This is a genomic window from Paraburkholderia yinzeri, assembly GCF_046581065.1.
Taxonomy (GTDB): domain Bacteria; phylum Pseudomonadota; class Gammaproteobacteria; order Burkholderiales; family Burkholderiaceae; genus Paraburkholderia.
In genome coordinates, this window is record NZ_JBFOCJ010000001.1 from 3,496,341 (window position 1) to 3,516,740 (window position 20,400).

General features: G+C 67.0%; 22 protein-coding genes and 1 other RNA gene. 10 read left to right on the forward strand and 13 right to left on the reverse strand.

The window, feature by feature from the left end:
- Positions 1-53 precede the first annotated feature (53 nt).
- From cobT to WJ542_RS16635, 3 genes are read right to left on the reverse strand one after another with little or no spacing between them, the layout of a single operon-like run.
- Positions 54-1,118 carry a nicotinate-nucleotide--dimethylbenzimidazole phosphoribosyltransferase gene (cobT, locus tag WJ542_RS16625; RefSeq protein WP_411190334.1) on the reverse strand — a complete coding sequence of 355 codons (1,065 nt, stop codon included), beginning with the start codon at positions 1,116-1,118 and terminating at the stop codon, positions 54-56.
- 41 nt (positions 1,119-1,159) lie between these two features.
- The gene (locus WJ542_RS16630) at positions 1,160-1,999 is read right to left on the reverse strand and encodes an ABC transporter ATP-binding protein (RefSeq protein WP_411190335.1); all 840 of its coding nucleotides are present in this window, start codon (positions 1,997-1,999) and stop codon (positions 1,160-1,162) included.
- On the reverse strand, positions 1,996-3,051 hold the full coding sequence (locus WJ542_RS16635) for a FecCD family ABC transporter permease (protein WP_411190336.1): 1,056 nt from the start codon (positions 3,049-3,051) through the stop codon (positions 1,996-1,998). The genes WJ542_RS16630 and WJ542_RS16635 overlap by 4 nt, the downstream gene beginning before the upstream one ends.
- Before the next feature lie 399 nt (positions 3,052-3,450).
- Between WJ542_RS16635 and WJ542_RS16640 the strand changes: the two genes are divergently transcribed.
- The 5 genes from WJ542_RS16640 (at position 3,451) to WJ542_RS16660 (ending at position 5,844) form a co-directional block, all read left to right on the forward strand.
- The gene (locus WJ542_RS16640) at positions 3,451-3,804 is read left to right on the forward strand and encodes an ATPase (RefSeq protein ID WP_411190337.1); all 354 of its coding nucleotides are present in this window, start codon (positions 3,451-3,453) and stop codon (positions 3,802-3,804) included.
- Entirely contained in the window at positions 3,801-4,115 is a 315-nt protein-coding gene (locus tag WJ542_RS16645) for a cell division protein ZapA (protein WP_411190338.1), read from the forward strand. The genes WJ542_RS16640 and WJ542_RS16645 overlap by 4 nt, the downstream gene beginning before the upstream one ends.
- Before the next feature lie 73 nt (positions 4,116-4,188).
- A non-coding RNA gene (ssrS, locus tag WJ542_RS16650) (6S RNA) lies at positions 4,189-4,370 on the forward strand.
- 77 nt (positions 4,371-4,447) lie between these two features.
- On the forward strand, positions 4,448-4,906 hold the full coding sequence (locus WJ542_RS16655; protein WP_411190339.1) for an EVE domain-containing protein: 459 nt from the start codon (positions 4,448-4,450) through the stop codon (positions 4,904-4,906).
- Between the two features lie 206 nt (positions 4,907-5,112).
- The gene (locus WJ542_RS16660; protein WP_027795642.1) at positions 5,113-5,844 is read left to right on the forward strand and encodes an SIMPL domain-containing protein; all 732 of its coding nucleotides are present in this window, start codon (positions 5,113-5,115) and stop codon (positions 5,842-5,844) included.
- Between the two features lie 111 nt (positions 5,845-5,955).
- Here WJ542_RS16660 and lgt read toward each other — a convergent pair whose 3' ends face one another.
- Positions 5,956-6,867 carry a prolipoprotein diacylglyceryl transferase gene (gene lgt / locus WJ542_RS16665; protein ID WP_411190340.1) on the reverse strand — a complete coding sequence of 304 codons (912 nt, stop codon included), beginning with the start codon at positions 6,865-6,867 and terminating at the stop codon, positions 5,956-5,958.
- A gap of 200 nt (positions 6,868-7,067) precedes the next feature.
- Entirely contained in the window at positions 7,068-8,027 is a 960-nt protein-coding gene (locus WJ542_RS16670) for a LysR family transcriptional regulator (RefSeq protein WP_411190341.1), read from the reverse strand.
- Positions 8,028-8,183: 156 nt separating this feature from the next.
- Here WJ542_RS16670 and ilvD point away from each other — a divergent pair, with 156 nt between their 5' ends.
- Together ilvD and WJ542_RS16680 are read left to right on the forward strand one after the other, a co-directional pair.
- Positions 8,184-9,857 carry a dihydroxy-acid dehydratase gene (gene ilvD / locus WJ542_RS16675; RefSeq protein WP_411190342.1) on the forward strand — a complete coding sequence of 558 codons (1,674 nt, stop codon included), beginning with the start codon at positions 8,184-8,186 and terminating at the stop codon, positions 9,855-9,857.
- Between the two features lie 236 nt (positions 9,858-10,093).
- Positions 10,094-10,459 carry a c-type cytochrome gene (locus WJ542_RS16680; RefSeq protein ID WP_411190593.1) on the forward strand — a complete coding sequence of 122 codons (366 nt, stop codon included), beginning with the start codon at positions 10,094-10,096 and terminating at the stop codon, positions 10,457-10,459.
- 43 nt (positions 10,460-10,502) lie between these two features.
- Here WJ542_RS16680 and WJ542_RS16685 read toward each other — a convergent pair whose 3' ends face one another.
- The 3 genes from WJ542_RS16685 to WJ542_RS16695 are packed head-to-tail and all read right to left on the reverse strand — an operon-like array spanning position 10,503 to position 12,938.
- Positions 10,503-10,913, reverse strand: a complete 411-nt coding sequence (locus tag WJ542_RS16685; RefSeq protein WP_411190343.1) for a DUF2486 family protein — start codon at positions 10,911-10,913, stop codon at positions 10,503-10,505.
- 35 nt (positions 10,914-10,948) lie between these two features.
- Entirely contained in the window at positions 10,949-11,365 is a 417-nt protein-coding gene (locus WJ542_RS16690) for a DNA polymerase III subunit chi (protein ID WP_411190344.1), read from the reverse strand.
- Positions 11,366-11,411: 46 nt separating this feature from the next.
- Positions 11,412-12,938, reverse strand: coding sequence for a leucyl aminopeptidase (locus tag WJ542_RS16695; RefSeq protein ID WP_411190345.1), 1,527 nt, complete (start codon positions 12,936-12,938; stop codon positions 11,412-11,414).
- A 134-nt stretch (positions 12,939-13,072) separates the two neighbouring features.
- Here WJ542_RS16695 and lptF point away from each other — a divergent pair, with 134 nt between their 5' ends.
- The 3 genes from lptF to WJ542_RS16710 are packed head-to-tail and all read left to right on the forward strand — an operon-like array spanning position 13,073 to position 15,716.
- Entirely contained in the window at positions 13,073-14,170 is a 1,098-nt protein-coding gene (gene lptF, locus WJ542_RS16700) for an LPS export ABC transporter permease LptF (RefSeq protein WP_411190346.1), read from the forward strand.
- Positions 14,171-14,173: 3 nt separating this feature from the next.
- On the forward strand, positions 14,174-15,322 hold the full coding sequence (lptG, locus tag WJ542_RS16705) for an LPS export ABC transporter permease LptG (protein ID WP_411190347.1): 1,149 nt from the start codon (positions 14,174-14,176) through the stop codon (positions 15,320-15,322).
- Positions 15,323-15,335: 13 nt separating this feature from the next.
- On the forward strand, positions 15,336-15,716 hold the full coding sequence (locus tag WJ542_RS16710; protein ID WP_411190348.1) for a sirohydrochlorin chelatase: 381 nt from the start codon (positions 15,336-15,338) through the stop codon (positions 15,714-15,716).
- 107 nt (positions 15,717-15,823) lie between these two features.
- Here WJ542_RS16710 and cobA read toward each other — a convergent pair whose 3' ends face one another.
- The 5 genes from cobA to WJ542_RS16735 all read right to left on the reverse strand — a co-directional run bounded on the left by cobA (position 15,824) and on the right by WJ542_RS16735 (position 20,380).
- A complete protein-coding gene (gene cobA / locus WJ542_RS16715) occupies positions 15,824-16,603 on the reverse strand; it encodes a uroporphyrinogen-III C-methyltransferase (protein WP_411190349.1) in 780 nt (259 codons plus the stop codon).
- 65 nt (positions 16,604-16,668) lie between these two features.
- A complete protein-coding gene (locus tag WJ542_RS16720; RefSeq protein WP_411190350.1) occupies positions 16,669-17,985 on the reverse strand; it encodes a sulfate adenylyltransferase subunit 1 in 1,317 nt (438 codons plus the stop codon).
- A gap of 27 nt (positions 17,986-18,012) precedes the next feature.
- On the reverse strand, positions 18,013-18,975 hold the full coding sequence (gene cysD, locus WJ542_RS16725) for a sulfate adenylyltransferase subunit CysD (RefSeq protein WP_411190351.1): 963 nt from the start codon (positions 18,973-18,975) through the stop codon (positions 18,013-18,015).
- Positions 18,976-19,091: 116 nt separating this feature from the next.
- On the reverse strand, positions 19,092-19,847 hold the full coding sequence (locus tag WJ542_RS16730; RefSeq protein ID WP_411190352.1) for a phosphoadenylyl-sulfate reductase: 756 nt from the start codon (positions 19,845-19,847) through the stop codon (positions 19,092-19,094).
- A complete protein-coding gene (locus tag WJ542_RS16735; protein WP_411190353.1) occupies positions 19,844-20,380 on the reverse strand; it encodes a DUF934 domain-containing protein in 537 nt (178 codons plus the stop codon). Before WJ542_RS16735 ends, WJ542_RS16730 begins: the two co-directional genes overlap by 4 nt.
- Positions 20,381-20,400 lie beyond the last annotated feature (20 nt).

The window sequence follows — 20,400 nt, forward strand, 5'->3', positions numbered from 1 at the left end:
GACGACCCTGGCCAGACACGCGCCCGGCGCGAACGTCACGCTGCGCCGGCGCATCACGCGCCGCGCTCGCCGCGGTTGGCGACGCCGGCCGACTCGAAGCTCGCCATCTCGTTCAGAAACGCGCAGGCCGCGCGCAGGAGCGGCACCGCGAGCGCCGCGCCCGTGCCCTCGCCTAGCCGCAGATCGAGCGCAAGCAGCTCGCGTGCGCCGAAGTGATCGAGCATGCGGCGATGCCCTGCCTCGTTCGAGGCATGCGCGAAGACGCAGTAGCCGCGCACTTCGGGCGCGAGCGCATCGGCCACGAGCAGCGCCGAAGTCGCGATGAAGCCGTCCACGAGTATCGCCATGCGCGAGCGCGCCGCTTCGAGGCAGGCGCCCGCCATCATCGCGATCTCGAAGCCGCCGAAGGTCGCCAGCACGTCGAGCGGTTCGCGTGCGTTCGGATGCCGCGCGAGCGCTGCAGCCAGCACGTTGCGCTTTCTCGCGAGGCCCGCGTTGTCGAGGCCCGTGCCGCGCCCCACGCATTCGTCGACCGGCACGTTGCACAGACGGCTCATCAGGCACGCGGCCGAGGACGTGTTCGCGATGCCCATCTCGCCGAAGCCGATCACGTTCGTGCCGAGCGCCGCGTGATGACGCACGCGCGCCGCGCCCGCTTCGAGCGCGGCGATGGCCTCGTCGCGCGTCATCGCCGGTTCGTGCGCGAAGTTGCGCGTGCCGCGCGCGATGGGCACCGACACGAGCGAGGACGAAGACGGCAGCGGCATGGCGACGCCCGCGTCGACGACTTCCAGTTCGAGGCCCGCCACGCCGCTGAACGCGTTGATGGCGGCGCCGCCCGCAAGGAAGTTCGCCACCATCTGCGCGGTCACGGCCTGCGGATACGGGCTCACGCCTTCGTTCGCAATACCGTGGTCGCCGGCGAAGACGATCATCGCGGGCCGCTCGACCGTGGGCCGCGTGGTGCGCTGGATCATGCCGAGCTGGCGCGCCAGCGCTTCGAGGCGCCCGAGGCTGCCGGGCGGCTTGGTCCGGGTATCGATGAGGTGCTGCAGCGCGTCGCGCAGCGAAAGGTCCAGCGGTTCGATGGCGAGCAGATCGGATAGAGGCGACTTCATCTTCGGTTCATTCAGAGAGTTCGGGATCGGGCAATGCCCAGTCAGACATCATTGTCGGGCAGCGACGCCTTTTTGCCCGCTAGTGGAGACACCAGCGCGGGCACCAACGCTTCGTGCTGGCCATCGCGTATCAGCACGAGCGGATGGCCGAACGCCGCGCTCGCGCGTTCGGGTGTCAGCACCTCGCGCACCGGCCCCGCATGAAAGCCGCCGCGCCCGTCGAGCAGCAGCGCATGCGTCGCATAGCGGCGCGCCAGGTTGAGATCGTGACAGGAAAACACGATCGTGCGCGGCGCCGCGTCCACCCAGTGCGCCAGTGCGTCGAGGCACGCGATCTGATGATGCAGGTCCAGATGCGCGAGCGGCTCGTCGAGCAACAGCAGCGGCGCCGCCTGGCACAGCACCGCGGCGATGCCTACGCGCTGCCGCTCGCCACCCGAAAGCGAAAGCACGTCGCGCGCAGCGAGCGATTCGAGGCCGAGCATCGCGAGCGCCGCCTGCGCGGCCGCGCGATCCTCGTCGCGGTCCCAGCCCCAGCCCGCGAGATGCGGATAGCGGTTGAGCAGCACGATGTCGAGCACGCTCGCGCTGAAGGCGTCGCGCGTGTCCTGCGGCATCAGTGCGCGGCGCCGCGCGAGCTGCGCGGCCGGCCAGGCGGCAAGCGCGCGCCCTTCGACCTCGACATGCCCTGCCGCGCCCGCATGGAGACCTGCCAGTGCGCCGATCAGCGTGGTCTTGCCCGCGCCGTTCGCGCCCGCGATGCACCAGATCTCGCCCGCGCCGAAGTCCTGCGTAAGCGACTCGACGAGCGTACGCGCACCCGCGCGCAACGTGAGCGCATGGGCCGCAACGAGCGGGGTCGGGCGCAACGCATCGCTCATCGCGCCCGCCGCAGCAGCAGCATCCAGAGGAACACGGGCACACCCGCGAGCGCGGTCACGACACCCACCGGCAATTGCGTGGGCGCGGCCAGCGTGCGCGCCGCGAGGTCGGCGGCCATCACCGCGAGGCCGCCCGCAAGCGCGGCAGCCGGCATCAGCATACGCTGATCGTTGCCGAACCCGAGACGCAGCATATGCGGCACGACGAGCCCGACGAAGCCGATCGTGCCGCCTGTCGTGACCGCGGCCGCGGCGGCGACGGAGGCGGCGAGATAGACGGCAAGACGCAGGCGCAGCACCGGCACGCCGAGCGCCTGAGCGGCGGCGTCGCCGCGCAGCAGCACGTTCAGTTGCGGCGCCATGGGCACCATGACGGCAAGCACCCCGGCCAGCGCGACAAGCGCGGCCCACGGCATGCCTGCGCCGTTCAGATCGCCGGTGAGCCAGAAAAGCATGCCGCGCAGCCGCGTGTCGGGCGCGAGCGTGAGCAGCAGCGTAATTAGCGCGCCCCAGCCCGCCGCCGTCACCGCGCCGGTCAGCAGCAGACGGGGCGAACTATCCTGCGGCTCGCCGCGCCATAGCGCGCCGCGCGCGAGTCCCAGCACGAGCAGGATCGAGACAAACGCACCGGCGCACGCGCTCGCCTGCACGGCCCACCAGGCCGCGCCGACGATCATTGCGACGAGCGCGAACGCAGCCGCGCCCCCGGACACGCCGAGCACGTACGGTTCGGCGAGCGGGTTGCGCAGCAGCACCTGAAGCAGCGCCCCGGCGAGCGCGAGCAGCGCGCCGCACGCAAAGCCGCTCAGCGCGCGCGGCAGGCGCAGCGTGCGGACGATCTCCGTCGTCATATCGGCAGCGCCCATATGCGCGGGGGACAGCGCGGCCAGCGCCTCGCGAAACGTCACGGTCACGCTGCCGGTCGCGAGCGACGCCGCGAACACCACGAGCGTCGCGAGCGTCAGCGCGCCCCAGATCGCGCACGCACGGCGAGCGCTCATCGACGGGCGCAGCGGCGCGGCATGGTGCGTCATGCGGGCAGGCGAATTCATGGGTCGGGTCGTTGTGGTCGTGTGCCGGCGGCGCGCTGGATAGCGCAGGTTCGCGGCGGGAGGTCGCGCCCTGTTTACCCGGGTTTTCCCTCTGGTTTCGCGGTCGGGCAGCACACGGTGCCAGAGTGCCGCAAGTGTAGGAGGCACCTGAGGGAGCGTCAAGAAATGGCCCGGTCAAGCCGGTCCATGCGAGACCGGCACGAGACCAGCGCGAGACCAATGCATGACCCGGCGCCAGGTCCAGCGCATGGCCCGCCTCGCACAGGCAAAACGTATTCCTGCCGGGCGCGCTCGCTACCGTTACCGGCAAGAAGCGGTGCTGTTACGTCTGGAAACGACACAATTGTCGGAATAGCCGTTAATCCGCGCTAGAATGCCTGTCTTTAGAGGACGCAGCACATGCTCAACGAACTCGAAACACTCTCACAGAATATCGGGCGGCTGATCGAGATCAATCAGCGCCACCATGAAGCACGCCTCGCGCTCGAAGAGCAACTTGTGCAGACACGCGCGCAGTGCGAAGCGACACAGGCCGAACTCGATCAGGTCCGCGAAGAGCGCAATGCGCTGCAAGCGGAGCGCGATGCCCTCTCCGCGAAGATCGACGATGCCCAGGTGCGTCTGAACGCGATCCTCGAAAAACTGCCCCGCGCGCGCGCGCATGCCGAGCCCGACAACCAGCTCGATCTGCTCGAACCGTCTTCCCCCGCCAGCGACGATAGCAACGCGACCCGCCACGGAGAAAATGCATGACGACCAAACAGATCGAAGCGACGATCCTCGGCCAGACCTATCGCCTCGCCTGTTCGCCGGAAACCGAAGCGGCCCTGCTCGAAGCCGTGGCGCGCGTCGATTCGGAAATGTTGAAGATCCGCACGCACAGCAACGTGCGCGGCACCGATCGCATCGCCGTGATGGCCGCGCTCTCGATCACCTCGGAACTGCTGCGCCTGCAGAGCAGCGTGCGGCACGGCGAAGCATTCCCAGCGGAAGAAATCCGTCGTACAATGCGCCAAATGAATGAACAGCTCGGCGCCGTGATTCAGCAGCACAACGTGCAATAACGTTTGTTGGTTAGTTATCGGCTCCCTGCAGCAGTACGGTTTTAAAAGCAACATGTTTTAAAAGGTTTAATCAGCTTCCCTGCCTGGTTCGCCAAGGTCATATATTCCTTGAACCAATGCCATGTGCACGGTTGCGGAAATTTGTAGCACGGGCGTGCGCGTCACTCTGTCTGATGTACCCGAAGTGCTGCTAACTGCGACCAATTCTGAACCCCCGGTTCAGGATGCCGGCCTAGCGGCTATGGCGGGGACCTATTCGAACGGCATCGGACACCAGTCCGGTGCCGTTTTTCTTTGCGGCTCCCCTTCTCTTTCTTCGTGATCTCCGACTCATGCGCTACTGGCTGATGAAGTCCGAACCCGACGAAGCAAGCATCGACGATCTCGCTCACGCCGCGCATCGCACGCTGCCGTGGACCGGCGTGCGCAACTATCAGGCGCGCAATTTCATGCGCGACACGATGCAGATTGGCGACGGCGTGCTCTTCTATCATTCGAGCTGCCCCGAGCCCGGTATCGCGGGGCTTGCCGAAGTCTCCTCGACGGCCTATCCCGACCCCACGCAGTTCGACGCGAAGAGCCCCTACTACGACGCGAAATCGACGCAGGAGAATCCGCGCTGGATGCTCGTCGACGTCGTGTTCAAAAAGAAGTGCCCGCTGATTCCGCTCGCCGCGCTACGCGAGTACGAAGCGCTTGCCGACATGCGCGTGCTGGCGAAAGGCAATCGTCTTTCGATCACGCCCGTCACGCTGGCCGAATGGAACTTCATCACGAAGCGTCTGATGTAATCGCGACGATTGCATCGGCGAGCCGCCGGCGTTAAAGATTTAAAAATCCTTACACCCGAAGGGAACCCGCGCACTGCGAAGCCCGACTAATGGGCACGCAAACCACGCGCGCGGCGCACGTGCCGCACAATCCTGCGCAAAGCGCAGCATGACCGCATGAATTCGCGCGCGCCGGTTGCGAACCCGTTCTGCAAGGAGAGCCAACAATGAAGAGAAAAGCTGTCGTGACACTCGCCGCCGCACTCGCCGTGGCCGCGCCCATCGCGCTCACGCTTGCGCCCGGCGCCGCGTTCGCGCAGAGCGACGCGCGCTACCAGCCGGCCGGCGTGCTGTCGCTGTCCGCGCAGGCCAGTGACGAAGTCCCGCAGGACGTCGTCACGATCACGCTGTTCTACGAGCAGGAAGCCAGCGACCCCGCCTCGCTGACCACGACCCTCAACCAGCGCGCCGACGCCGCATTGCAGAAGGCCAAGGGCGTGGCAGGCGTGAGCGCGCGCTCGGGCCAGTTCTCGATCTTTCCGTCCACCGACCGCGACGGCCGCATCTCCGCATGGCGCGGGCGTACCGAGGTCGTGATCGAATCGCATGACTTCGCGGCCGCCTCGAAGCTCGCGGGCGACATCTCGTCGATCATGCAGGTGGGCAACGTGCAGTTCTCGCTTTCGCCCGAAGCGCAGCGCGCCGCCGAACAGAAGCTCTCGGGCGAGGCCATTGCCTCGTTCCGCGAGCAGGCCACGGCGGCCGCGCGCGCGTTCGGCTACGGCAGCTATACGATCCGCGAGGTCAACGTGGGCCATGCGGGCGTACCGCCGCGTCCGATGATGATGATGGCCGCGCGTGCGATGTCGGCCGATGCGAAGGCCGCGCCGCCGGTGCCGCTGGAGGGCGGCACGTCGACCGTGACCGTCACCGTGTCAGGGTCGGTGCAGATGAAGTGACTGCGGAAGTGACTGTGAAGTCACCGTGAAGCGCACCGCAATACCCGATGCGCACGCAACGAAAAAGCCCCGCTCGAAGCGGGGCTTTTTCATAGGGGCGAGGAGGATCGCTCAGCTTTTCGCGTTGGCGGTCTGCGTGCCCTTGCGGCCCGCCGCGCGGCGGTAGGCCCAGATCATCATGATCACGCCCGCGATGATCATCGGCAGCGAAAGCCACTGCCCCATCGAAAGACCGAGCGCGAGCAGGCCGAGGAAGTCGTCGGGCTCGCGCGCGAATTCCACGGTGAAGCGCGCAAGACCATAGCCGATCAGGAACATCGCCGAGATCGCCCCCACCGGACGCTCCTTGCGCGAGAAGACGATCAGCACGAAGAAGAGCGCGATGCCTTCGAGCGCGATCTCATAGAGCTCCGAAGGATGACGCGGCAGCATGTGGTACTGCGCGAAGACTTCGTTGAGATGCCATGCGGCGGCCTGCTGCGGATGCGCTGCGAGCCATCCCGCGTCCTCGCTGGATGCGCTCGGGAACATCATGGCCCAGGGCGCGTCGGGCGACGTCACGCGGCCCCACAGTTCGCCGTTGATGAAGTTGCCAAGACGCCCCGCGGCGAGCCCCGTGGGCACCATCGGCGCGACGAAGTCGGTGACCTGCAGCCACGTGCGGCCGCGCTGCCACGCGAACAGGACCATCGCGAAGGTCACGCCGAGAAAGCCGCCGTGAAACGACATGCCGCCTTCCCACACCTTGAAGATGTCGAGCGGATGCGCGAAGTACCAGTCCGCCTTGTAGAACAGCACGTAGCCGAGACGGCCGCCCAGGATCGTGCCCAGCACGCCGTAGAACAGCATGTCGTCGATGTCTTTCGCGGTCCAGCCCTGCGCGGCCACGTACGGCAGGCGCAGGCGCAGACGGCCAATCACGATCGCGAGAATGAAGCCGACGAGGTACATGAGGCCGTACCAGCGCACGGCGAGCGGCCCCAGGTGAATGGCGACGGGGTCGAGGTTCGGGTGGATGAGCATCGTGAGATCAGTTCTTCCGTTTCAGCGATAAAAAGATATCCGGTGGGCGGGAGCGGCCACGCGGGCTGCGCGTGCATTGGACGCCTGCGGGCCGGCGGGGTTCGCGGCGCAACATTATCGCCGACGCGGGCGCCGCGACGCGCATTCTGGCACGCGAACATGAACGAGACGGTCGGGACACGCCGCCGCGCAGCGGCGGCTCAGGCGTGGGGAGGCGCCTCCACGTTCGCCGCGTGGGCGCGCACGATGTCGATGAAGGCCGCCAGCACCGGGCTCACGTCCCCCGAGCGCCACACGAGTCCCGTTTCGATGCTGCGCACGTCTCCGGCCAGGGGCCGGTAAACCACGCCCGTGCGCCGCAGATGCCGCAGCGAGCGCGGCACGAGCGCGATGCCCATGCCCGCCGAAACGAGACTCACGATGGTCTGCATCTGGATCGCCTCCTGGCCCACGCGCGGCACCAGCGCGGCCGCGCCGTAGCAGTCCATGATCGCGTCGTAGAAGCCTGGCGCCAGCTGGCGCGGAAACACGACGAGCGGCACCTCGGCGAGATCGCGCAGGCTCACGGGTGCGTCGCTCCAGCCGTCCACGGCGGGACCGCCCGTGCGCGCCGACAAGGCGCCCGGCATGGCGGCCACGAGCGGCTCACGTGCCACCGGCAGGTAGGCGAGCTGTGCCGCATGGCGCGGCGGCAGGGGCCCGATCACGAGGCCCGCGTCGATGCGCCCCGCCACCAGTTCCTCCACCTGCACGTCGCTCGTCGCCTCGGCCAGTTGCAGGCGCACGCGCGGATAGCGTGCGCCGAAATCGCGCAGCAGAAGCGGCAGGAGGCCATAGTCGGCCGTCGAGACGAACGAGAGCGCCAGCGTGCCTGCCTCGCCGCGCGCGAGGCTCTGTGCGAGCGGGCGCAGCGCCTCGGCGGCCGCGAGGAGGCGCCGTACCTCGGGCAGCAGATCGGCACCCACTGCCGTCAACTCGACCGAACGGCGCGTGCGCGCGAAAAGCTCGACGCCCAGCACGTCCTCCAGCGCCCGGATTGCCTGCGAAAGCGGCGGCTGCGTCATCGAAAGGCGCGCCGCCGCGCGGCCGAAGTGCTGCTCCTCGGCAACGGCCACGAAATAGCGCAACTGGCGCAGATCGGGAAGATTCGGGCTGGTCATTGATACTTTTTTCGACTCAATCAGGCTTGAATAATATATTGGACATTCGGCTCGCGAAACTGCAATCTGCAGCAGACATGCCGGCGCGTCCTCGCCAGGACACCAGAAACCCACCGCACAGGCCGGCATTCGAGACACTGTCCCCAGGAGGTCCCCATGCCCTACAACCGTCGTTCGAAGCACATCACGCAAGGCGTCGCCCGCTCGCCGAACCGTTCGATGTATTACGCGCTCGGCTACGAGAAGGCCGACTTCGACAAGCCGATGATCGGCATCGCCAACGGCCACTCCACCATCACGCCCTGCAATGCGGGGCTGCAGCGCCTCGCCGACGCGGCCGTCGCCGCCGTCAAGGGCGCGGACGCGAATCCGCAGACCTTCGGCACGCCGACGATCTCGGACGGCATGTCGATGGGCACCGAGGGCATGAAGTACTCGCTCGTCTCGCGCGAAGTGATCGCCGACTGCATCGAAACCTGCGTGGAAGGCCAGTGGATGGACGGCGTAGTGGTGATCGGCGGCTGCGACAAGAACATGCCGGGCGGCATGATGGCGCTCGCGCGCATGAACGTGCCGGGCATTTATGTGTACGGCGGCACGATCCGCCCGGGCCGCTGGAAGGGCAAGGACCTCACCATCGTTTCCGCGTTCGAGGCCGTCGGCGAATTCACGGCCGGGCGCCTGTCCGAAGAGGACTTCGAAGGGGTCGAGAAGAACGCGTGCCCGTCCACGGGATCGTGCGGCGGCATGTACACGGCGAATACGATGAGCTCGTCCTTCGAGGCGCTCGGCATGTCGCTCCTGTATTCGTCGACGATGGCCAACCCCGATCAGGAAAAGGTCGACTCGGCGGCGGAGTCGGCGCGCGTGCTCGTCGATGCGGTCAAGCAGGACCTCAAGCCGCGCGACATCATCACGAAGCGGTCGATCGAGAATGCCGTGGCGCTCATCATGGCGACGGGCGGCTCGACCAATGCCGTGCTGCACTATCTCGCCATCGCGCACGCCGCCGAGATCGACTGGACCATCGACGATTTCGAGCGCATGCGCAAGAAAGTGCCCGTGATCTGCGACCTGAAGCCCTCGGGCCAGTATGTCGCGACCGACCTGCACCAGGCCGGCGGCATTCCCCAAGTGCTAAGGATCCTGCTCGACGCGGGCCTGTTACACGGCGACTGCGTGACGATCACAGGCAAGACGATCGCGGAAGAGCTGAAGGACGTGCCCTCGAAGCCGCGCGCGGACCAGAAGGTGATCTTCCCCATCGAGCAGGCGCTGTACAAGGAGGGCCACCTCGCGATCCTCAAGGGCAATCTCGCGACCCAGGGCGCCGTCGCCAAGATCACGGGCCTGAAGAATCCCGTCATCACCGGCCCCGCCCGCGTGTTCGACGACGAGCAGAGCGCGATGGAGGCGATCCTCGCGGACAAGATCCAGGCCGGCGACGTGGTCGTGCTGCGCTACCTCGGCCCGAAGGGCGGGCCGGGCATGCCGGAGATGCTCGCGCCGACCTCGGCCATCATCGGCAAGGGACTCGGGGAATCGGTCGGCCTCATCACCGACGGCCGTTTCTCGGGCGGCACCTGGGGCATGGTGGTGGGGCACGTCGCGCCGGAGGCGTTCGAAGGCGGCCTCATCGCGCTCGTGCAGGAAAGCGATTCGATCACCATCGACGCTCACAAGCTGCTCCTGCAACTGAACGTGGACGAAGCCGAACTCGCGCGCCGCCGCGCGGCGTGGCGGCAACCCGCACCGCGTTACACGCGCGGCGTGATGGCCAAGTACGCGGCCCTCGCGCGGCCGGCGAACGAGGGGGCGGTGACCGGCTGACGGCTAACCGTTCTTGCGGCATGCTTACAGCCGGTCCCGGCCGATTACGGCGGTAATCCTAATCGGCGATGTGATTCAGGGCGCACAGAAAATCGTGCGCCCTTTGCTTTTATAATGCGACCACACTACAGCAGCCGGCGCTCACGCTGGCGGAGACCAGCATGAACCAGAAGTCGCAAGCGAGAAAGATAACAGCGACGCTCGCCGCCGCACTTCCCCTGGCGCTTGCCGCGGGGATGGCCTGCGCCCAGAACGAACCGGCGGGGCAATCGGAGCCGGCGGCCCAGCTCGCCCAGACGGCACCGCAAACGGCACAAGGCGCACAAGAAGCACAAGCGGCCCCGCCCGCGCCAACGGGCCTCGCACTCGCCCAGCAGCAGAACTGCATGAGCTGCCATTCGGTGAACCGCGCGTTCATGGGGCCTGCGTTGCGCGATGTGGCGTCGAAATACGCGTCGAAGCCCGACGCGCAGACCTATCTCTCGCACAAGATCATGGAAGGCAGCAACGGGGTATGGGGCACCGTGCCCATGCCCGCGAACACGCAGCTCAGCCCCGGTCAGGCGGCGACGCTCGCGCACTGGGTCCTCACGCTGAAGTAAAAACCTGCGGCGCTACGCCCGCGTTGCCCCCGGAGGCGGCGGATCAGTTTCCGCCCGGCTCGGGCGGAACCCCCGAGCGCGCAGCCAGTTCCTCGCGCACGGCAGCCCGCACCCAGCCCTTGAGCTCCGTTTCGAGTGCGAGGCCGATCTCGCGCGATACATGGCCCACGAGCCAATGCGTGTGTTCCTGCAAGGCGGCGTTGCAGCGCGCCTCGATCACATTGCGGCCTTCGCCGGTGAGCCAGGTCAGGCAGCGTCCGCGCAGGCGCTCGACGAGCGCGTCGGCGTCGTGCGCGAACAGGCCGTCTTCCGCTGCCGGCATCGTGGCGGTCGCTAGGGCCGCCGTTGCGAGGGTCTGCGCCGGCGGCACAGCGGCACGCAGCGGATTGCCGGGCACGAGGGTATCCGTCAAAAGCGGAATCGAGGCGTCGTTGATGTCATGAACGTCCGACATGAGAACCTCCGGCGATCGGGAAAGCCCGCGCGGCCTTAGCCGCCGGGCTTGTAGTTGTTCAGCGCGTAGCCGCGATCGCGGTAGTAGCGATAGCGCTCGCGGCCAGACGCCAGTTCGTCCGGCGCATCGCCGACCACTTCCAGCAAACGCTCGAAGCGCGCGAATTGCGGCGGCACCGCCGCGCCGAGATTGAGCAGCACGCGGTGATGCGGAGCCCGTTCGAGGTCCGCCGTCAGCACGACAGGCGTACCCGCGGCGAGCGGGCTCTCGGCCATGCAGTGCGGCACGAAGTCGAGCGCCGAAAAGGTCCACAGCATCGCGTCGAAAGCGCGCAGGCGCGCCGGCTCGGCCAGCACGACCGCCTGCTCGCCGGCCTGGTACGCCTTGCGCACGAGCCGGCACGCGTACGCCAGCGAATCGCCGACGTTCGTGTGAAAGTCGATGCGCGTCATCGCCTGCTCCGCGCTTGCGCCAGAACCGTGCCCGCTGCCGCTCGCGTCATTGGCCCGCGCGACCGTCCGCGGCCCGATCGATCAGGAACTGCGACAGGAGCGGCACGGGGCGGCCCGTCGCGCCCTTCGCCGCGCCGCTCTTCCAGGCGGTGCCCGCGATGTCGAGGTGGGCCCACGGATAGCTTTCCGTGAAGCGCGACAGGAAGCACGCCGCCGTCACGCTGCCCGCCGGACGCCCGCCGATATTGGCGAGGTCGGCGAAATTCGACTTCAATTGCTCCTGGTACTCTTCGTCGAGCGGCAGGCGCCAGGCCGGGTCGTTCGCCTCGCGCGAGGCGTCGAGCAGCTCGCCCGCCAGCGCGTCGTCCGTCGAGAAGAGACCGCTGTTGTGGTGACCGAGCGCGATGATGCACGCGCCCGTGAGCGTCGCGATGTCGACCACGGCGGCCGGCTTGAAGCGTTCGGCGTAGGTGAGCGCGTCGCACAGGATCAGGCGCCCTTCGGCGTCGGTGTTGAGCACCTCCACGGTCAGGCCCGCCATCGTCGTGACGATGTCGCCCGGCTTGGTCGCGTTGCCGGCGGGCATGTTCTCGCAGGTCGGGATGATACCGATCACGTTGAGCTTCAGGCCCATTTCGGCGACAGCACGCAGCGTGCCCAGCACCGAGCCCGCGCCGCACATGTCGTACTTCATTTCGTCCATGCCCTCGCCGGGCTTGAGCGAGATGCCGCCCGTGTCGAAGGTGATGCCCTTGCCCACCAGCACGACAGGCGCGGCCTTGGCGGGCGCGCCCTGATAGTGCAGCACGATGAACTGCGGAGGCTCGACCGAGCCCTTCGTCACCGAAAGGAACGAGCCCATCTTGAGCGCCTCGATCTGGCGCTGGCCCAGCACCTCGACCTTCAGCTTCCAGTCGCGCGCGAGCTTCTTCGCGGTGGCGGCAAGGTAGGTAGGCGTGCAGACGTTGCCGGGCAGGTTGCCGAGGTCGCGCGTGAGGTCCATGCCGTTGGCGATCGCGGTGGCCTGCCTGGCGGCGAGCTTGGCCGCCTTCTCGTCGCCGGCGTCGACGCTAAAGACGGTGCGTTTGAGCGCGCGCGCCGTGGTGTCCGGCTTGCTCTTCATCTGCGTGAAGCGGTAGACCTCGCCGCGCAGCGCCAGAATGGCGGCGCGCACGGCCCAGTCGCTCGAACGCTCCTTGATGGGCAGTTGCGCGAGCGTGAACGTGATCTGGGCGATTTTCGTGCCGAGGATCGCGCGCCAGGCGGCCTTGACGGCCTCGCCGTAGGCCTTCTGGCCGAAGGCGTCCTGCTTGCCGAGGCCGACCAGCAGCACGCGCGAGGCGCCGATACCCGTCACCTCCGGCAAAAACAGCGTCGAACCGGCCTTGCCGTCGATGTCGCCGGCCTTGACGACACGCGCGATCGTGCCGCCGATAGCGTTGTCGATCGCGAACGCCGCGCCAGACAAGGTCTGGGCCTCGAACACGCCGACCACGATGCAATCCGACTTGCCGGTCAGGAACGAGCCGTCCCCGCCTTTGCTCCAGTCACAGGCTTTTATGCTAAAGTCCATCGCGCTTGTCCTCGGATAAAATCTGGGCTTAGGATGAAAGCCGCAATTATCCGCTATTTTTCCCGCGGCGGCTCCTGGTCGGATGCGCGAGCTACGCGGCGTCCGGTACGGGCCACCCGCCCCACTCATCAAGAATGATCTTCGAACGTTCCCTGCAGCGCGAACTCGCGTACACGGCCGGCGCCGTGTTCATGGTTCTGCTCACGATCATGCTGACGACGATGATGATCCGCATCGTCGGTTTTGCCGCGTCGGGCCAGGTCGACCCGCGGGACGTGCTCGTCCTGATCGGGCTGACCGTGATCGGCTATATGGCCGTGATGCTCATCGTCACCCTGTTCGTGTCGATCCTGTTCGTGCTCACGCGCTGGTACAAGGATTCGGAAATGGTGGTCTGGCTCGCCTCCGGGGTGAGCCTCACGCGCCTCATCAAGCCGATCGCCCTCTTCACGGCGCCGATCTTCGCGCTGATCGTGTTCTTCGCGTTCATCGGCTGGCCGTGGTCGAATGCGCAGAGCAAGCTGATCCGCGCGCGCTTCCAGCAGCGCGATGAAGTGTCGCTGCTCGCGCCCGGCCAGTTCCGCGAGTCGCCCACCACGCACCGCGTGTTCTTCATCCAGAACATGACGCCCGACCAGTCGCACGTGGAGAACGTGTTCGTCACGAGCACGGACAACGGCAAGGTCAGCGTGATCGTCTCGAAGACGGGCCACACCGAAACCATGAAGGGCGGCGACCGCTTCGTCGTACTGGAGAACGGCCGCCGCTACGACGGGCAGCCGGGCCAGCCGGACTTCCGCATCATGGAATTCCAGCGCTACGGCGTGAAGATCCAGAGCCAGCCCGTGGTCTCGGTGCCCACGGCCAGCACCACGTCCACGCTGGGCCTGCTGCGCCATCCGACCAACGACAATCTCGGCGAGTTCGCCTGGCGCTGCGGCCTGCCGCTCATCGCCCTCAACCTGATGCTGCTCGCCATTCCGCTCGCCTATCAAAATCCGCGGCGCGGGCGCACCATCAACCTCGTCATGGCCGTGCTGATCTACCTCACCTATTCGAACCTGCTGAACGTCGTGCAGTCGCAGATCGAGCAGGCCAAGATGTCGTTCGGCGTCGGCCTCGTCGGCCTGCATATCGTCGTGCTCGCGCTCGTCGTGTTCATCTTCTGGCTGCGCGTGCGCAACCGGCCGCTCTTCAGCCGCGCCATGTTCCAGCGCGCGTCGCAGGGGTGACCCATGCGCATCTACGAAAAGTATTTCGCACGCCAGGTCTACGTGACCTTCGTCTTCATCCTGTTCGCGTTCTCGGGCCTGTTCTTCTTCTTCGACCTGATCAACGAGCTGAACTCGGTGGGCCACGGCAACTACAAGTTCAGCTATGCCGTGCTGCGCGTCGCGCTGCAAACGCCTTCGCGCTTCTACGAAATCATCCCGGTCGCGGCGCTCATCAGCTCGATCTACGTGTTCGCGCAGATGGCCGCCAATTCCGAGTACACGATCTTCCGCGTCTCGGGCCTCGCGACGCGCGAGGCGCTGTGGTCGCTGCTCAAGATCGGCGTGCCGCTCGTGCTCGTGACCTACGTGATCGGCGAAGTGATCGGCCCGTACACGGACCAGCTCTCGGAGCGCGTGCGTCTCGAAGCGCTCGGCTCCGCGGTGTCCAGCGACTTCCAGTCGGGCGTCTGGGTGAAGGACACGCTCACCCAGCGCGCGGACGGCGAGCAGGTCACGCGCTTCGTGAACGTCGGCAAGCTGCAGCCCGATGCGACCATCACCGACGTGCGCATCTACGAATTCGACTCGCTGTTCCGGCTCACGAACGTGCGGCTCGCGCAGTCGGGCCGCTATCAGTCGCCGGGCCACTGGCTGCTCAAGGACGTCACCGACACCGAGCTCGTCGGCGTGCCGCCGCCGCAAAACCAGCCCGCGGACGCGCTCAACCCGGTCTATCGCGCCGTGCAGACCACGACGCCCGAATATTCGCTGCGCTCCGAGCTCACGCCGCAGATCCTTTCGGTTCTGCTCGTGTCGCCGGACAATATGTCGATGTTCAACCTGTTCCGCTATATCCAGCATCTGAACGAAAACCATCAGGACGCGCAGCGCTACAACATCGCGCTCTGGCGCAAGCTGCTCTACCCGTTCGCGGTGTTCGTGATGCTCGTGCTCTCGCTGCCGTTCGCGTATCTGCATACGCGCGCGGGCGTGGTGGGCGTGAAGGTGTTCGGCGGGATCATGCTCGGCATGAGTTTCCAGCTGCTGAACACGCTGTTCTCGCACATGGGGACGCTGAACACCTGGCCCGCGCCGCTCACGGCGGCCACACCCGGCCTCATCTATCTCGCGCTCGGGTTGGTGGGCCTCAAATGGGTCGACCGGCACTAGCGGGGAGAGGGCAATGAGTGGCAAGCACGGCGTGATTCTCTTCGGCCACGGCGCACGCGACGCGCGCTGGCAGGAACCGTTCACGCGGCTCGCCGCGAAGCTCGCCGCGGTGCGCGGCGATGCGGGCCCGGTCAGCCTCGCCTTCCTCGAACTCATGGCGCCTGACCTGCCGGCCGCGGTGGCGGAGCAGGCCGCCGCGGGCTGCGCAACGATCACGGTCGTGCCGGTGTTTTTCGGTCAGGGCGGGCATGTGCGCCGCGACCTGCCGGAAATCGTCGCGCGCTGCCAGGCCGCGCATCCCGGCGTGCGCTTGCGCTGCGCCGGCGCGGTCGGCGAGGACGATGGCGTGCTCGACGCGGTGGTGCAGTACTGTCTGGGCGTGGTGCGCGACTGAGTGGCTGGACTGCCAGGCGCGAAGCGAAGGAAAAGCGCCAATGGCGCTCAAATGAAGGGGGCGACAGGGGGATACCAGCGGGCGCCCCTTTTTCGTTCTTTTGCGTTTCAGGCAGCAGCGCGCCGACCGGCCACCTGTGCCTCATCCGGCCCGGCATCCGCCGAGCGGTGCTGACCGGCCCGCGCGGCAAACGCTTCGCCGATCATCAGCAGGCTCGGCTGCGTCGCGTCAAGCCAATCCTGTGCACGGCCTGCTGCCAGTTCCGCGAGCGTCAGCGTGAGCGTGCGCTCGCGCGCCGTGCTGCATGCCTCGACGATCGCCACCGGCGTCGTGCCCGCGCGCCCCGCTTCGATCAGCTCGCGCCCGATTTCGGGCGCGCTGTCGCGACCCATGTAGAACACGAGCGAATCCGCCTTCACCTGCTCGCGGATTTCGGCGGAGTCGGCCGCGCGCGAATGCGTCGCGAGCGCGACGCTGCGCGCCACGCCGCGCAGCGTGAGCGAGCGGTGCAGCGTCGCCGCGCCCGCGAGCGCCGCCGTGATGCCCGGCACGATCTCGTAGTCGATGCCCGCGGCTTCCAGCGCGCGCATCTCTTCGTCGGCGCGGCCAAACAGCATCGGGTCGCCGCCCTTCAGGCGCACGACCACGGCGTGCTCGCGCGCCGCATCGACAAGCTGCTTGTTGATGAAATGCTGCGCCGTCGAGCGTTGCCCGCAGCGCTTGCCGACCGCGATGAACTTCGCGTGCTTCGGCGCATAGTCGAGCATGGCCGGCTCGACGAGCGCGTCGTGCAGCACCACGTCCGCCTCGCCAAGCAGGCGCGCGCCGCGCACCGTGATGAGGTCCGCAGCGCCGGGTCCCGCGCCGATCAGATATACCTTGCCCATATGCTTTCCCGAATCCTGTTGCCGCTCGCGCCCCGCTGCCCGGGCGGCGCGGCACGGGGCTCCACTCAGGCGGAGAACGCGCGGATCATGCCCGCCGCCACCGTGTGGTGCGTGGCTTCGTCGATCAGGACAAACGCGCCGGTGCCGGGATGCGAATCATACAGGTCGCAGACGAGCGGCTTTTGCAGCGTGAGCGCCACGCGGCCGATGTCGTTCATCGCGAGGTCGTGCCGGTCGGTGGCGTGCGAGAGCGTATGCACGTCGAGCACCTGCTTGACCGCGCCGATCTTCGCGAACACCGTGTTCGTGGTCTGCTTGAGTAGATACTTGCGCTGCGGCGAAAGCGGCTCTTCGTCGAACCAGCAGAGGTCCGCTTCGAGCTTCTTCGCGGGCTGCGCGGCATCCGTGGCCGGCACGAAAGTGTCGCCGCGCGAGACGTCCACGTCTTCCGCGAAACGGATCGTGACGGTCTGGCCCGCGAACGCGCGATTCACCTGCGCCGTGCCGCCCGGCACCGGCGCGATGATTTCGGCAACCGTCGCGCTGCGGCCAGCCGGCAGCACCGTGATGGCGTCGCCAACCTTCACTTCGCCCGCCTCGACGCGGCCCATGTAGCCGCGGAAGTCGTCGGCGCTCGAACCGTCCTGGCGCGCGACCCATTGCACCGGGAAGCGCAGGGCGTCGCCGCCGGCTTGCTCGACCGGCAGCGCCTCGAGCACGTCGAGCAGCGGCGCATCCGCGTACCACGGCATGCGCTCGCTCGCGGAAACGATGTTGTCGCCCTTGAGCGCCGAAACCGGCACGAAGCGCACGTCTTCGAGGCCGAGCTGGCGCGCGAGTTCGACATAGGCCTCGCGAATCTGGTTGAAGACCGCTTCGCTGTAGTCGACGAGGTCCATCTTGTTGATCGCGACGATCACGTGCTGCAGGCCGAGCAGCTTGACGATCGCGCTATGGCGCTTGGTCTGCGGCAGCAGTTGCGTGACGCCGTTCTCGACCGTCACGCGCGTGGGGTCGATCAGGATGATCGCGGCGTGCGCCGTGGAGGCGCCCGTGACCATGTTGCGCGTGTACTGCTCGTGGCCCGGCGTGTCGGCGATGATGAACTTGCGCTTGGCCGTGGCGAAGTAGCGGTACGCCACGTCGATCGTGATGCCCTGCTCGCGCTCGGCTTCGAGGCCGTCGGTCAAGAGCGAGAGGTCGATCTCGTCGCCCACCGTGCGCTTGTTCTTCGCACGCGAAAGCGCCGAGAGCTGGTCGCTCAACACCGCCTTGCTGTCGTACAGCAGGCGGCCAATCAGCGTGCTCTTGCCGTCGTCCACGCTGCCCGCCGTGATGAAGCGCAGCACGCCGAGGTCTTCAGGTTGATACGTAGTACTCATGAATCGATCCTCTTCCTCTGCGTGCTCTTAGAAATAACCTTGCTTCTTGCGCTGTTCCATCGCGGCTTCGGACGTCTGATCGTCCATGCGCGTCGCGCCGCGCTCCGTGATTTCGGTCACCGCCGTTTCGGCGATGATCTTCTCGACGGTGTCGGCATCGCTTTCCACGGGGCACGTGCAGCTGATGTCGCCCACCGTGCGGAAGCGCACGAGCGCCGATTCGCTCGTTTCGCCTTCCTTCATCGGCGTGAGCGGCGTGACCGGCACGAGCAGGCCATTGCGGCGCACGATCTCGCGCTGGTGCGCGTAGTAGATCGACGGCAGTTCGAGCTTTTCGCGCTCGATGTATTGCCACACGTCGAGTTCGGTCCAGTTCGAGATCGGGAACACGCGCAGGTGCTCGCCCTTGTGCAGGCGCGCGTTGTACAGGCTCCAGAGTTCGGGGCGCTGCGCCTTCGGGTCCCACTGGCCGAATTCGTCGCGGAACGAGAAGATGCGCTCCTTCGCGCGGGCCTTCTCTTCGTCGCGGCGCGCGCCGCCGATCATCGCCGTATAGCCGTATTGCTCGATGGTTTCGAGCAGCGTGACGGCCTGCGCGGCATTGCGCGAATCCGTTTCGCGGCGCAGGCGCACGGTGCCGCGCTTGATCGAGTCTTCGACGTGGCCGACCACGAGCTCGGCGCCGATTTCGGCCGCGCGGCGGTCGCGGAAGTCGATCACTTCGTCGTAGTTGTGGCCCGTGTCGATGTGCACGAGCGGGAACGGCAACGAGGTCTTGCGGTTGGCGCCCAGGCCGAACGCTTTCAGTGCGAGCGCGAGCACGACCACCGAATCCTTGCCGCCCGAGAACAGCAGCGCAGGCTTGCTGCACTCGGCAACCAGTTCGCGCAGGATGTGAATCGACTCGGCTTCGAGCCAGTCGAGGTGGTCCATGCGGTTCGCGGTCACTTGAAGCGGTGCATTCACGGTCGGTTCGAGCGTCGTGCTCATGTTGAGATCCTTCGTTGATTCACACCGCCGCCGAAAATCGCGAAGGCAGTGCGACTTGCTTGCTCTACGACAGCGCGCCTGCAGGAACCAGCCCTGCGGCGCGCCAGCTTTCAATTTTAACTCGCGTGCCCTGTGGCTTGCACTTCGACCACCGGAATCGCCGAAATCGGGCTGATATGCAGGCCGCACTCCTTCGTGTCGCGCGACTCCCACCACCAGCGGCCTGCCCGGCTATCCTCGCCGGGGCGCACGGCGCGCGTGCAGGGCTCGCAGCCGATACTCGGGTAGCCGCGTGCGTGCAGCGGGTTCACGGGCACGTCGAAGGCGCGCAGATAGGCCCACACTTCCGCTTCGGTCCAGTCCGCGATCGGATTGAACTTGGCGATGTCGCGCGCGCCGTCGTGCTCTTCCTCATGCAGCTCCGCACGCGTGACGGACTGCTCGCGGCGCTGGCCGGTCACCCAGGCCGAAACGTTCGAGAGCGCGCGGTTCAGCGGCTCGACCTTGCGGATCTCGCAGCAGCGCTTGCGCAGATCGACGCTTTCGTAGAAGGCGTTCAAACCATGCTGGGCGACGTACTCGTCCACGGCGTCCTGTTGCGGGTGGAATTGCTCGATCTCGTAACCGTAGCGCTCGCGCACGCGGTCGATCATGCCGAGCGTTTCCGCATGCAGGCGACCCGTGTTCAGCGAGAAGATGCCGATCTTCACCCCGCGCGAGAGGATCGCGTGCGTGAGCAGCATGTCCTCGGCCGCGAGGCTGCTCGCCAGCTTCACGTCGGCGTGGCGTGCGGCGATCGAATCGAGCAGCGCGTCGAGGCGCCCGATCTTCGCCTGCAACTCGGCCGTGATCGTGCTTTCGACGGTGCTCATGCTGCGGCACCTTGCTGCGCCAGACGGCGGCGGAACAGCGGCGAAGGCTCGTCGAACGCGCCCTGATACTGCACCGTGAACTCCGTGAACGCCTTGAGCGCGTCGTGGAGGTCCTTGTCGGCGCGCAGCGCATACGCATCGAAGCCGCAGCGCTCGTAGAAGCGCAACTGGTCGCGCAGCACATCGCCAATCGCGCGCAGCTCGCCCTGGTAGCCATAGCGTTCGCGCAGCAGACGCGCCGTCGAATAACCGCGGCCGTCACGGAACACCGGGAAATCCACTGCGATCAGAGCCACCTCGTCGAAATCGCCCGCGATATCGGCCGGTTCGCTCTCCGGCGCAAGCCACACGCCGAGCTCGTCCCGGCTGCGCGAGGCCACCAGCGCGTCGCGCTGCGCCTGCCACAGCGCGAGCGGCACGATGATCTGGCCCGCAGGCAGCGCCGCCACTTCGGGCAGTGCGCCGTCTTCGGCCGCGCGCACGACCTGCCAGCCGTCTTCAACGATCTCGCGATTCCTGATGATCAAAGCCATTTGCTTAACTCTCGTCTCTC